This window comes from Streptomyces endophyticus (assembly GCF_035798155.1).
Classification (GTDB): domain Bacteria; phylum Actinomycetota; class Actinomycetes; order Streptomycetales; family Streptomycetaceae; genus Streptomyces; species Streptomyces endophyticus.
In genome coordinates, this window is record NZ_JAOZYC010000099.1 from 81,780 (window position 1) to 94,296 (window position 12,517).

A 12,517-nucleotide genomic window follows, 5' to 3' on the forward strand; every position below is an offset into this window, starting at 1 on the left:
CGAATGGAACGGTGCCGTCGGACCGGTACGGCTGGTGCCGTGTGCTGCCCGACTTGCCCCGACCCTCGTCCCCCGATACCCGGACCCCGGCCCACGACCGGCCGTTGGAGACGGCAGCCGCCCCACAACCCTACCGGCCCGGCTATGTGGAGGTCAGTGCTCCGCCGAGTCCTTCGGTGCGGCGGTGACGAGTTCCGTGAGTACGCCGTGGCAGTCCTTGGGGTGCAGGAACGTGATGCGGGAGTCCATCGAGCCCCGCCGGGGCTCTTCGTAGAGGACGCGTACGCCCTTGTCCTTGATGTCGTTCGCGTCCGTGTCGACGTCGGCCGTGCCGAAGGCGATGTGGTGCACACCCTCGCCGTTCTTGGCCAGCCACTTGCCGACGGCGGAGTCGTCGCGGGTGGGTTCGAGCAGCTGGAGGTAGGTGGCGCCCCCGTCGCTCGTCTCGTTGACCTTGAGCATGGCCTCGCGTACGCCCTGCTCCTCGTTGACCTCGGAGTGGTACACCTCGAAGCCGTATGTGGCCCGGTAGAACTCGACGGTCTTGTCGAGGTCGAAGCAGGCGATCCCGATGTGGTCGATTCGCGTCAGCATGCTGTAAGTGCAGCGCGGTTCGAGGTGGTTACGCAACGTGCGCGCGATCACACCCCGGTGGCGATGACGTGCGCCATACCGGTCAGTACATTCGAGTAAACCCTCGTTCACTCCTCACCTCCAAGGGGCCGTGCCTCATGTCAGGAACGACCGGTACCACGTCAGTGATCGTCGCGGGCGCGCGGACGCCCATGGGCCGTCTGCTCGGCTCGCTCAAGTCCTTCTCCGGAGCCGACCTCGGTGGCTTCGCGATCAAGGCCGCCCTCGACCGTGCGGGAATCGGTGGCGACCAGGTGCAGTACGTGATCATGGGCCAGGTGCTGCAGGCCGGGGCGGGGCAGATCCCGGCGCGCCAGGCCGCGGTCAAGGCGGGCATTCCGATGAACGTCCCGGCGCTCACGATCAACAAGGTGTGTCTGTCCGGGCTCGACGCCATCGCGCTGGCCGACCAGCTCGTTCGCGCCGGCGAATTCGACGTGGTCGTGGCCGGTGGCCAGGAGTCCATGACGAACGCTCCGCACCTGCTGCCGAAGTCCCGCGAGGGCTACAAGTACGGCGCGATCGAGATGCTCGACGCGATGGCGCACGACGGCCTCACCGACTCCTTCGAGAACATCCCCATGGGCGCGTCGACGGAGAAGCACAACACCCGCCTCGGCATCGCCCGCCCCGAGCAGGACGAGATCGCGGCGCTCTCCCACCAGCGGGCCGCCGCCGCGCAGAAGAACGGCATCTTCGAGGCCGAGATCACGCCCGTCGAGATCCCGCAGCGCAAGGGCGAGCCGGTCCTCTTCAGCAAGGACGAGGGCATCCGCGCGGAGACCACCGCGGAGTCCCTCGGCAAGCTGCGTCCGGCCTTCGCCAAGGACGGCACGATCACCGCCGGCACGGCCTCGCAGATCTCGGACGGCGCCGCCGCGGTCGTCGTCATGAGCAAGGCGAAGGCGCAGGAGCTCGGCCTGGAGTGGATCGCCGAGATCGGCGCGCACGGCAACGTCGCGGGCCCGGACAACTCGTTGCAGTCGCAGCCTTCGAACGCCATCGAGCACGCCCTCAAGAAGGAGGGCATCGGCACCGAGGACCTCGACCTCATCGAGATCAACGAGGCCTTCGCGGCGGTCGCCGTGCAGTCAATGAAGGACCTCGGCGTGTCCTCGGAAAAGGTGAACGTCAACGGCGGAGCCATCGCGCTCGGTCACCCGATCGGGATGTCCGGCGCCCGTATCGTGCTGCACCTCGCCCTGGAGCTGAAGCGGCGCGGCGGCGGTGTCGGCGCGGCGGCCCTGTGCGGTGGCGGCGGTCAGGGTGACGCGCTGGTGGTGCGGGTACCCAAGGCGTAACGCCTTTCGTATTCGTCTTACGTCTTCGTCGGTGTACGAGAACTGGTGAACGGAGCTGTGATGCAGGACGTCCCCACGCTGGTCGCGCAGGCGAGGGAGGGCAGGCCGCGTGCCGTGGCCCGGCTGATCTCGCTGGTGGAGGGGGCGTCCCCGCAGCTGCGCGAGGTGATGGCCGCGCTGGCCCCACTGACCGGGAACGCGTACGTGGTCGGGCTCACCGGCTCGCCCGGCGTCGGCAAGTCGACCTCCACCTCGGCGCTCGTGAGCGCGTACCGGCGGGCCGGGAAGCGGGTCGGCGTACTCGCCGTCGACCCGTCGTCGCCGTTCAGCGGCGGCGCGCTCCTCGGCGACCGGGTCCGGATGTCGGAGCACGCGTCCGACCCCGGCGTCTACATCCGCTCGATGGCGACGCGCGGGCATCTTGGCGGGCTCGCGTGGGCGGCGCCGCAGGCGATCCGGGTCCTCGACGCCGCCGGCTGCGACGTGATCCTGGTCGAGACGGTCGGCGTCGGACAGTCCGAGGTCGAGATCGCCTCGCAGGCGGACACGTCGGTGGTGCTCCTCGCGCCCGGCATGGGTGACGGGATCCAGGCGGCCAAGGCCGGAATCCTGGAGATCGGCGACGTGTACGTGGTCAACAAGGCGGACCGGGACGGCGCCGACTCCACGGCCCGCGAGCTGAACCACATGCTGGGCCTCGGCGAGTCCCGCGCCCCCGGTGACTGGCGCCCCCCGATCGTGAAGACGGTCGCCGCGCGCGGCGAGGGCATCGACGAGGTCGTCGAGGCCCTGGAGAAGCACCGGGCGTGGATGGAGGAGCACGACGTGCTCTCCGAGCGCCGTGCGGCGCGCGCGGCCCGCGAGGTCGAGACGATCGCGGTGACGGCGCTGCGCGAACGGATCGGTGACCTTTCCGGAGACCGGCGCCTGGGCGCCCTGGCCGAACGCATCGTGTCCGGCGACCTCGATCCGTACCGGGCCGCCGACGAGCTGGTGAAGGGCCTGACGGGAGCCTGACCGCCGCCTGACGGCCTGTTCACGGTAGGCACCTGCTGTTACGGTGCGGCCATGTTCTTCCTCCGTGTGTAGAGAACTCCGGTGCGTTCACGCCCTGTTGAGTTCTCCACGCATGCTCCGTTCCGGAGGAAACCCGTCATGTACGCCGCCGTGTTGCGGACCCCGTACGCCCTGCGCACCTTTGGCGCCGCCCTGCTCGGGCGCCTCTCGTACGGGACCGTCGCCCTCTCCCTGATGCTCGCCGTGACCGCCGCCACCGGCTCGTACGCCGTCGCGGGCGCGGTCATGGCGCTGTACGGCGCCGCCAGCGTGCTCCTTTCACCGCTGCGCGCCCTGTTCATCGACCGGTACGGGCCGCGCCGCGCGCTGCCCCCGATGGCCTTGTCGTACGCCGCGCTGCTCGCGGTCCTCGCCGCCGTCGCCTGGCGGCCGGGGGCGCCCGGCTGGCTGCTCGTCGCCCTCGCCCTGCCGACCGGGGCGCTGACGCCGCCGCTCGGACCCACGATGCGCACCGTGTGGGGCCAACTCCTGTCCGACCGGCGGCTGTTGCAGCGCGCCTACAGCCTCGACGGGGTCGCCGAGGAACTGCTGCTGGTGTCCGGTCCCGTACTGGTGGGGGTCCTTGTGCTGTGGGCTCCCGCTGCTTTCGGCGTCGCCCTGAGCGCCGGGCTCGTGGCCGTCGGAACGCTGGCGTTCGTCGCCTCGCCCGCGGTCGCGGGGGTGGCCGCGGTGCCGCGGCCGGCAGGGCGGCGGCGTACGGCCCGGGGGAAGGCCGCCCGCCGCCTCCGGCAGCCCGTGGTCGTGACCCTCGGCATCGGGGTCGCGCTCGGAGCGGCCGATCTGCTCGTGCTCGCGTTCGCCGAGGACCGGGGGCGCGGTGGGGCGGCCGCGTGGATCCTGGCGGCGCTCTCGGCGGGCAGCGCGGTGGGCGGGCTCGTGAACGGGGCCGTGAACTGGCGTGGCGCCGCCCGCACCCGGCTGGCGTTCCTGGCGGTCGGCCTCGCGGCCGCGCTGGGGGGCGCGGCGCTGGCGCCGGGGCTCGTCGCGCTCGCGGTGGCGGCGGCGTGCGTGGGCCTGTTCGTCGCTCCGGCCCTGACCACGGCGTACCTGATCGCGGACGAGTCGGTGGACGCCGGCTTCCGTACGCAGGCCGGGGCGTGGGTCAACACGTCCCTGAACGCGGGCTGTTCGGCCGGCACGGCGGGCATCGGGCTGCTGGTGGGCCACGTCCCGCTGCCACTCTGCTTCGCGGCGGCGGCGCTGGCCCCGCTGGTGACGGGGGCCGTGGCACTGGGGCACATCAAGCCCCTGCGGCGATTGAGCAGCGGGGTCCGGGGCGGAGCCCCGCGGCCCACGCCCCGGTTCCGGGTGACCGTCAGTCGTCGTCGCCGTCATCGTCCGACGAGTGGTCCACGGTCACCGCACCCGACCGGAGGTCCACGTGCCAGTCGTGCTGCGTACCGTTCGCCGACGTCGTCTCGACCTCCCAGACCTTGACCGATCCGTCGTCGTCGGCGTCCACCGATGTGACCGTGCCCTTCGAGGCCGCGGCCTTGGCGGCGTCCTCGGCCGACGTCGACGCGTCCTTCAGGGTCGCCGCGACGCGGGCCGCGCTGTCGTCGCCGTCGTCGTCGCGCTCGGTGTGGGAGCCGAGCACCTTGCCCGTGCCCGGGTCGACCTCGACGTGCTGCCACTTGGTGCCGGAGCCGATCACGTCGACGTCCCAGACGAGCCGGCCGTCGTCGGAGTCGAGGTCGGCGCCGACGGCCGTGCCGGGCGTGTGCTTCAGGGCGGCGGCGATGGCGTCCTCGGCCTTCACCTTGGCGCCCTTCGCCTCGTTGATCTCCTCCTGGTTGTCGCTCACGCCGTCGTCGTCCTTGACCCGGACGGACGACTGCTTCGCCGAGCCCGACGAACCGTCGTCGCCGGAGACCGCGACCGCGGTGGCCGTGCCCCCGCCGAGCAGGGCGATGGCGGCGATGGCGGAGATGACAGTGGTACGGCGCTTCATGAGCTTCTCCCGTGTCTGGTGGGCGGCTTCGGGCCGCCCTGTCCGTCCTTCGAGAAACACACTGCCCGTCCGACCCTGAAGCCCCGCTGAAGGACCCTGAAGGGTTCTTCAGGTTCGACCTGCCACCCTTGCTCACATGCGCTTGTTGATCGTCGAGGACGAAAAGCGGCTCGCCCTGTCGCTCGCCAAGGGACTCACCGCCGAGGGCTACGCCGTCGATGTGGTCCATGACGGCCTTGAGGGCCTGCACCAGGCGAGCGAGGTGGCGTACGACCTGGTCGTGCTCGACATCATGCTGCCCGGCATGAACGGCTACCGGGTCTGCGCCGCCCTGCGCGCCGCCGGAAACGACGTGCCGATCCTGATGCTGACCGCGAAGGACGGCGAGTACGACGAGGCCGAGGGGCTCGACACCGGCGCGGACGACTACCTGACCAAGCCCTTCTCGTACGTGGTGCTGGTCGCGCGCGTGAAGGCGCTGCTGCGGCGCCGGGGGAGCGCGGGCGCCAATCCCGTGCACACCGTCGGGCCCTACGCCGTCGACACCGCCGCGCGCCGCGTCACCCACGCCGAGGACGGTGAAGTCCCGCTCACCACCAAGGAGTTCGCGGTCCTTGAGCAGCTCGTGACACGCGCAGGTGAGGTCGTGTCCAAGAGCGAGATCCTCGACCACGTATGGGACTTCGCGTACGAGGGGGACCCGAACATCGTCGAGGTGTACGTGAGCGCCCTGCGCCGCAAGCTCGGCTCCTCCCTCATCCGTACGGTGCGTGGCGCCGGATACCGCCTTGAGGTGCCCCGATGAGCAGGCTGCGCAGGCCCTTCAGCTCCGTGCGGGCGCGCGCCGCCCTCGCCGCCACCCTCGTCGTCGCGGTCGCCCTGGTCGCGGCCGGCGCCACCGTGCTGCTCTCGCTGCGCGACAACCTCACCGACCAGGCGGGCGGCGCCGCCGACTCCACCGCCCGCCGCGTCGCCACCTCCCTGGCCACCGGCACCGCGCCCGACGCGCTCGACCTGGACGACGAGGACCCGGTCCAGGTCCTCGACGAGGACAACAGGGTGCTGGCCACGTCCGAGGACCTGGAGAAGATCTCCGGCACCGGCGTCAGCGAGGTGAAGCCCGGCGCGGCGCGCCCCGATGACGACGGCGACGACGACGGGGGCGACGACAGCAGGCAGAACGGCAGCGTCTCCGGCCACACCGACTACACCGACGGCAGCGCCACCATCGACGGCGACAGCGGCGACTACCGGTTCGCCGAGGTCGAGGTCGAGGACACCGCGTACGGCGATCTGACCGTCCACGCGGGTGGCTCGCTGGAGGCCGAACAGAGCGCGGTCAATACGGCGTTGACCTCCATGCTGATCGGCTTCCCCGTGCTGCTGGTCATCGTGGGCGGGGTGACGTACCTGGTGACGCGGCGCGCGCTGCGGCCCGTGGAGGGCATCCGCGCCGAGATGGCCGCGATCACGGCGTCGCAGGACCTGGGAAGGCGGGTGCCGGAACCGGACACCCACGACGAGGTGGCCCGGCTCGCCGGCACCACGAACGAGACACTCGCCGCGCTGGAGGCCTCGGTGGAGCGCCAGCGCCGCTTCGTCGCCGACGCCTCGCACGAACTGCGCAGCCCGATCGCCTCGCTGCGCACCCAGCTCGAAGTCGGCGCGGCCCACCCGGAGTTGCTCGATGTGGACGGCGCCGTCGAGGACACGGTGCGGTTGCAGGAGCTGGCCGCGGATCTGCTGCTGCTTGCCCGGCTCGACGCGGGGGAGAAGCCCGGCGGTGCCGGCGTCGACCTCGCCGCCCTGGTGCGCGAGGAGTTGTCCCAGCGCACCGGCGACCGCGTGCCCGTCACCGTGGACGTAAGCGCGGTGCCCCAGGTCAGCGGCTCCCGCGGGCAGTTGGCCCGGGTCCTCGGCAACCTCGTGGACAACGCGCAGCGGCACGCCCGCGCCGGGGTTCGGGTGGCGGTGCGTGCGGAGGACGGCCGGGTGGTGCTGAGGGTCGCCGACGACGGGCAGGGGGTGCCGGAGGGCGAGCGGGAGCGGATCTTCGAGCGGTTCGTACGGCTCGACGACGCGCGCACCCGGGACGGCGGCGGGGCCGGTCTCGGCCTCGCCATCGCCCGGGACGTGGCGGAGCGGCACGGTGGCTCGCTCACGGTGTGTTCCGCGCCGGAAGGCGGGGCGCTCTTCGAGCTCGCACTGCCCGCCGGTTAGCGGATTACGGTTTGCCGCGTTGCGAACGCAGGTGTTCCGCGATGGGGGAGAGGGCCTGGCGCAAGCTGCCCAGCTCCTGCGGGGAGACGAGGTCCACGAAGTGCCTGCGGACGGATGCCACATGGTGCGGGGCGACCTTCCGCATGGTCTCCATGCCGTAGTCGGTGAGCACGGTGTAGAGGCCCCGGCGGTCCGACTCGCAGTTCTCGCGACGGACCAGGCCCGCGTTCTCCATGCGCGTGATCTGATGCGAGAGTCGGCTCTTCGACTGCAAGGTCGCGGCCGCGAGGTCGCTCATCCGCATCCGGAGATCCTCGGCCTCGGAGAGGTTCACGAGAATCTCGTAGTCGTTCATCGTCAGGCCGAAGGGCTGGAGATCCTTCTCCAGCTGGTAATTGAGCAGTCTGTTGACCTCCAGGTGGGTGCGCCAGGCGCACTGCTCCTCGTCGGTCAGCCACGGCATGGCCGTCTCGGTCTCCATGGAATCGATTCTACCTAAGAAGTTGAAAGGTGAACGAATGTGGGGGGTGACGCTGCGCACCCCGTGCACCCGGAGGGTGCGGACCAGGACGTAATGGGGTCACGCGTTCGAGGTCACACTCCGCAGACTACCGCTCACAGCCCGAAGCGACGCTGGAGGTCGCCGAGCTGTCCGGGAAGGCGCGGTGCCCCAGGTTGACCCGCGGACGCCCCCGGTCCACCGGGAACTCCTCCCTGGTGAGGTACGTCACCCACCGGCTGTTCCGGCATCAACGACTCGCTGGATTGCAGCAGCACCGTCCCCGCGCCCACGAACTCGAACTGATGCTCCTCGCCTGAGACCCCGCCGACGCCCGTCATCGCACGTAGACCGCCGATCACGCCCGTCAGGTATCCGTGGTCGTAGTGATGGCACGGCGAGGGGCAGTCGGCCCAGCCGACGAGCGCCTGCGGATCGACCCGGATCGGCGGCTCCATGAACACGACCGGACCGTTTGATGCCGCAACGAATTTGCCGGTGCCAATGAGTGTGAGGAAACCGGGAACGATCGACTGCTTCAGCGCGAGAGTTGGCTGAAAAGCGAGCAGATTCCCCGCGCGGACGGTCAGGTTCCCGTTGTCCAGGTCGTACGAGTTCACATCGAAGGCCCGGTCCGCGAGCAGCATCTTGCCGCTGCCCTCCGCGACCACCCAGTCGCTCGCGTGCAGCGGCGAGTGGAACGAGGTGCGCACGAGCCGGTCGAGCCGGCCGTGCCCGATGCCGTTGAAGTCGATCCGCCCGTAGTGGGCGATCATCTTCCCCTTCTGCAGGAACCACTGGCTGCCCCGCAGCTCCACGCAGAAGGTGTACGCGTTGACGTTGTCGTCGACCGGCAGGGTCGCCGGGTCGTACACGATCGGGCCGGTCACAGCTTCTCCTCCGACGCCTGTACGTACACCGCACCGCTCCCGCTCAGCTCCAGCTGGAACGCCTCGCCGCTGCCGCGCCCCACCATGTCCCGCCAGCCGAGCGCCGTGGACAGCTTGTTGCGTACGTCGCCGTGGTGCGCCACATACGCCTGTGGGTCGACGTGCACGGACCGGCCGGGCGAGATCGGAACCTCGATGACCCCGCCGTGTGCCATCACCGCCACCGGGCCGTGCCCCTGCAACGTGGTGGTGAACAGGCCCTGCCCGGTCACCTGGCCGCGCACCATGCCCATCACCCCGCCCTGCGAGCCCATGAACATCGTCCCCTGCCGCAGCGCCCCGTCGAAGGCGAGCAGGCGGTCCGCCTCCACGTACAGGGTGTCGCCGGACAGCGTGATCACCTGCACGTGGTGCCCGCCGTGCCCGAACAGCACGGTGCCGCTGCCCTCGACGGTCATCAGCGGTGTCGACTCGTTCGCGACCCGGCGCCCGATCATCGACATCACCCCGCCCTGCCCGCCCTGGACGTTGGGGGTGAAGGAGACGTCGCCCTGGTACGCGAGCATCGCGCCGCGCTGGCTGTAGAGCCGCTGCCCCGGCACGACGGTCGCCTCGACCATCTTCGAGTTGATCTCACGGAAGGCTGCCATGGCGGTCACACATCCCCCGCGATCGTGTTGCGCTCACTGGGCTGTACGTAGACGAGCCCGTCGCCCTCGAAGAGGATCTGGAAGGCCTCGCCGCCGCCTTCCCCCAGGAACGTACGGAAGGTCACCCCCGACTGGAACGACTGCCGCAGGTTGCCCTGGTGCGCGATGTACGCGCCGGGGTCGACGGTCAGCGGGTAGTCGTGGCCGACGCGCAGGACGACGGCCGGGCCCTCGCTCATGATCGCCGCCTGCCCGTGGCCCTCGACGGTCGTCGTGAACAGGCCGTTGCCCTGGGAGGCGCCGCGCACGCCGGTGAAGGACGTGCCGGTGCGCAGGCCGGCGTCCGTGCAGAGCAGGTTGCTCGACTCGACGTAGAGCTTGTCGCCCCGCAGCCCGACGAGGTTGATCTCGCTCGCCCGGTCCGCGAACCAGCAGGTGCCCTCCCCTTTGACCTCCATCACGGTCATCTGTTCACCGGTGATGCGACGGGTCACCATCCCTCTGACCCCCTCGCCACCCCCGCTCAGCTTCTTGAACGCCATCCGGCCGTCGTAGGCGACCATCGAGCCGTTCTTCGCCTTCACGCTGTCGCCTGTCATGTCGACGGCCAGCACCTTGCTGCCCTGCAGTCGGAACGTAGCCACGAGGTCGAAGGTAGCCGCCAAGGAGAGCCCGCCGACAGGCCCCCATCGGCGCGATGCCACAATGGGAAAACGCTTGTGCGTACATTCACAAGATCAACGACCGTCCGCCCGCTTAGCCGAAGGTGCACCGTGGACCTCAAGACCGCCTCCGCCCTCCGACGCCTCCGCCTGGTCTCCGCCCCGGAGGCCGTCTCCTTCCTCCTGCTGCTGATCTGCTCGGTCCTGAAGCGGACGACGGACTTCAACGCGGTGCCCGCGATGGGCATGATCCACGGCGTCCTCTTCGTCCTGTACGTGATCTTCTGGCTCGACGCCTGGAACCGCACGAAGTGGAGCTTCGGCACCGCCGCGCTCTACTTCGTCCTCTCGGTCCTGCCGACCGGCGGCTTCTTCGCCGAGCGCAAGCTCAAGCGCGAGGGCGAGGCCGCGGTCATCGCGGGCCGCGCCCGCCAGGAAGGTGTCGTGAGCGCATGATCGTCGCCTTCTCCGTGACCCCGCTCGGGGTCGGCGAGGACGTGGGGGAGTACGTCGCCGAAGCGGTCCGCGTGGTCCGCGAATCCGGCCTCCCGAACCGCACCGACGCGATGTTCACCTCCATTGAAGGTGAGTGGGACGAGGTGATGGCAGTGGTCAAGCGCGCCGTCGCGGTGGTCGAGGAGCGTGCGCCGCGCGTCTCGGTCGTCATGAAGGCGGACATCCGCCCGGGTGTGACGGACGGCCTGACCTCGAAGGTTGAAACCGTGGAGCGGCAACTCTCCGGCGGCTGACTGGCGTAGCCCTCCCATTACCTCACTCTTACGCCCTCCTCTGGTCGACACGCCCGGGAAAGTCCCCTTTTGTTGGGGTACCGAGACGGTCGAACACCAGATCCTGGAGGGCGCTGTGCGGCCTGACGAGGGCTACGACTACGACACCTACAGCAGGCTCGCCGGGCCGCTCACCGAGCCGCCCGGCGACGGCGGCTACCGGGTGCAGTACACCTCGCTCCTGGCGAACGAGCCGCACCGAATACGAGCCGTCCTACTGATGACGCTCGCCCCGCTGCTCACCGGGGCGCTCCTCGTGTACCTGGTGTGGCCCACCCACTGGGTGGAACGCGAGGGCGGCGAGCGCTGGTTGGTCTCGCTCGACATCGTGATGCTCGTCGCGATCGGGCTCATCGAGCTGTTCATGCTCGTCAACGTCATATCCATCGCCCACGCGACGATGGTCGCGAGGGACCCGGTCCCGGTGCGCGCAGAGCCCGGCACCCGCGTCGCGTTCCTCACCACCTACGTGCCCGGCAAGGAACCCCTCCAGATGGTGCGGGCCACCCTTGAGGGCGCCGTGCGCATCACGCACGAAGGGCCGCTGGACATCTGGCTCCTGGACGAGGGGGACGACCCCGACGCCAAGGAGCTCTGCGACCGGCTCGGTGTCCGCCACTTCACCCGCAGGGGCGTCCCGGAGTGGAACCAGAAGAAGGGCGCCCACAAGACCCGTACCAAGCACGGCAATTACAACGCCTGGCTCGCCGCGCACGGCGCGGACTACGACTTCTTCGCCTCCGTCGACACCGACCACGTGCCGCACACCGAGTTCCTGGAGCGGATGCTCGGCTACTTCCGCGACCCGGACGTCGCGTTCGTCGTCGGACCGCAGGTCTACGGCAATTACGACTCCCCGGTCACCAAGGCCGCCGAGTCCCAGCAGTTCCTCTTCCACGCGCTGATCCAGCGCGCGGGGAACCGCTACCGCGCCCCCATGTTCGTCGGCACCAACAACGTCGTACGGATCTCCGCCCTGAAGCAGATCGGCGGACTCGTCGACTCGATCACCGAGGACATGGCGACCGGCTTCGAGATCCACCGCCACCGCAACCCGGACACCCACGAGCGCTGGCGCTCCGTCTACACACCCGACGTACTCGCGGTCGGCGAGGGCCCCGCCTCCTGGACGGACTTCTTCACCCAGCAGACCCGATGGTCGCGCGGCACGTACGAGACGCTGTTCCGGCAGTACTGGAAGGCGCCGGCCTCGATGCCGCCCGGCCGCCTCTTCTCGTACTCGATGATGCTCGTCTACTACCCGATGACGGCCGTCAACTGGCTGCTCGGCGTGCTGAGTTGCGTGCTGTTCCTGTGGACCGGCGCCTCCGGCACACAGGTGTCCGCGTCCGTGTGGCTCATGCTCTACAGCGACGCGGCCGCCCTCCAGATCGGCCTCTACCTCTGGAACCGGCGGCACAACGTCTCGCCGCACGAACCCGAGGGCTCGGGCGGCCTCGCCGGCATGGCGATGTCGGCGATCTCCGCGCCCATCTACCTCAAGTCGCTCGGCGCGGCCTTCCTCGGCCGCCCCAGCCGCTTCGTCGTCACCCCCAAGGGCGGCGACGCCAGCGCCGACCGGCCACTGACCTTCCGCATCCACCTGTGCTGGGCGGGCGTGCTCGCGACGTCGCTCGTGGCGTCCGTCGTCCTCGACCACACCCACGTGGCCATGCGCACCTGGGCGGTCCTCGCCCTGTGCATCGCGCTCGCGCCGCCCGTCGTGTGGTTCGCCGCGAGGCGCCGCGAGGCCGCGGCCGCCGCGACCGCCATGAGGACGGCGGTCGAACCGGTCCGCGCCGTGCAGCAGGCGACCCCCAGCACGTCGACCACAGGAGGGAACTGA

At 70.2% G+C, this 12,517-nt stretch carries 13 protein-coding genes and 1 pseudogene; 8 read left to right on the forward strand and 6 right to left on the reverse strand.

All coding sequences use genetic code 11. The features are described from left to right. Positions 1-153 precede the first annotated feature (153 nt). Positions 154-594 carry a methylmalonyl-CoA epimerase gene (gene mce / locus OKJ99_RS14750; protein WP_326016622.1) on the reverse strand — a complete coding sequence of 147 codons (441 nt, stop codon included), beginning with the start codon at positions 592-594 and terminating at the stop codon, positions 154-156. A 137-nt stretch (positions 595-731) separates the two neighbouring features. Here mce and OKJ99_RS14755 point away from each other — a divergent pair, with 137 nt between their 5' ends. From OKJ99_RS14755 to OKJ99_RS14765, 3 genes are all read left to right on the forward strand, one after another. Further along, positions 732-1,934, forward strand: coding sequence for an acetyl-CoA C-acetyltransferase (locus OKJ99_RS14755; protein ID WP_326016624.1), 1,203 nt, complete (start codon positions 732-734; stop codon positions 1,932-1,934). 60 nt (positions 1,935-1,994) lie between these two features. Beyond that, positions 1,995-2,951 (forward strand): methylmalonyl Co-A mutase-associated GTPase MeaB, encoded by a 957-nt coding sequence (gene meaB / locus OKJ99_RS14760; RefSeq protein ID WP_326016625.1) that lies wholly within the window; start codon positions 1,995-1,997, stop codon positions 2,949-2,951. A gap of 138 nt (positions 2,952-3,089) precedes the next feature. Then, complete coding sequence (locus tag OKJ99_RS14765; RefSeq protein WP_326016627.1) at positions 3,090-4,448, forward strand: MFS transporter; 1,359 nt, start codon at positions 3,090-3,092, stop codon at positions 4,446-4,448. Here OKJ99_RS14765 and OKJ99_RS14770 read toward each other — a convergent pair. Beyond that, positions 4,429-4,962 (reverse strand): annotated as a pseudogene (locus OKJ99_RS14770) (PepSY domain-containing protein); the annotation flags it as partial. The gene OKJ99_RS14765 and the pseudogene OKJ99_RS14770 sit on opposite strands and share 20 nt — an antisense overlap. Positions 4,963-5,098: 136 nt before the next feature. Between OKJ99_RS14770 and OKJ99_RS14775 the strand changes: the two are divergent. Both OKJ99_RS14775 and OKJ99_RS14780 read left to right on the forward strand, forming a co-directional pair. Then, complete coding sequence (locus OKJ99_RS14775) at positions 5,099-5,767, forward strand: response regulator transcription factor (RefSeq protein WP_326016628.1); 669 nt, start codon at positions 5,099-5,101, stop codon at positions 5,765-5,767. A gap of 5 nt (positions 5,768-5,772) precedes the next feature. After that, positions 5,773-7,182 carry a sensor histidine kinase gene (locus OKJ99_RS14780; protein ID WP_326016684.1) on the forward strand — a complete coding sequence of 470 codons (1,410 nt, stop codon included), beginning with the start codon at positions 5,773-5,775 and terminating at the stop codon, positions 7,180-7,182. Positions 7,183-7,186: 4 nt separating this feature from the next. Here OKJ99_RS14780 and OKJ99_RS14785 read toward each other — a convergent pair whose 3' ends face one another. The 4 genes from OKJ99_RS14785 to OKJ99_RS14800 form a co-directional block, all read right to left on the reverse strand. Next, positions 7,187-7,663: a MarR family winged helix-turn-helix transcriptional regulator gene (locus OKJ99_RS14785; RefSeq protein ID WP_326016630.1), complete on the reverse strand. Its 477-nt coding sequence runs from the start codon at positions 7,661-7,663 to the stop codon at positions 7,187-7,189. Between the two features lie 134 nt (positions 7,664-7,797). Continuing rightward, positions 7,798-8,571 (reverse strand): AIM24 family protein, encoded by a 774-nt coding sequence (locus OKJ99_RS14790; protein ID WP_326016631.1) that lies wholly within the window; start codon positions 8,569-8,571, stop codon positions 7,798-7,800. After that, the gene (locus tag OKJ99_RS14795) at positions 8,568-9,221 is read right to left on the reverse strand and encodes an AIM24 family protein (RefSeq protein ID WP_326016632.1); all 654 of its coding nucleotides are present in this window, start codon (positions 9,219-9,221) and stop codon (positions 8,568-8,570) included. The genes OKJ99_RS14790 and OKJ99_RS14795 overlap by 4 nt, the downstream gene beginning before the upstream one ends. Before the next feature lie 5 nt (positions 9,222-9,226). After that, on the reverse strand, positions 9,227-9,865 hold the full coding sequence (locus OKJ99_RS14800; protein ID WP_326016633.1) for an AIM24 family protein: 639 nt from the start codon (positions 9,863-9,865) through the stop codon (positions 9,227-9,229). Between the two features lie 129 nt (positions 9,866-9,994). Here OKJ99_RS14800 and OKJ99_RS14805 point away from each other — a divergent pair, with 129 nt between their 5' ends. From OKJ99_RS14805 to OKJ99_RS14815, 3 genes are all read left to right on the forward strand, one after another. After that, complete coding sequence (locus OKJ99_RS14805; protein WP_326016635.1) at positions 9,995-10,339, forward strand: DUF3817 domain-containing protein; 345 nt, start codon at positions 9,995-9,997, stop codon at positions 10,337-10,339. Continuing rightward, a complete protein-coding gene (locus OKJ99_RS14810) occupies positions 10,336-10,632 on the forward strand; it encodes an MTH1187 family thiamine-binding protein (RefSeq protein ID WP_326016637.1) in 297 nt (98 codons plus the stop codon). The genes OKJ99_RS14805 and OKJ99_RS14810 overlap by 4 nt, the downstream gene beginning before the upstream one ends. Before the next feature lie 115 nt (positions 10,633-10,747). Then, the gene (locus OKJ99_RS14815; protein ID WP_326016638.1) at positions 10,748-12,517 is read left to right on the forward strand and encodes a glycosyltransferase family 2 protein; all 1,770 of its coding nucleotides are present in this window, start codon (positions 10,748-10,750) and stop codon (positions 12,515-12,517) included.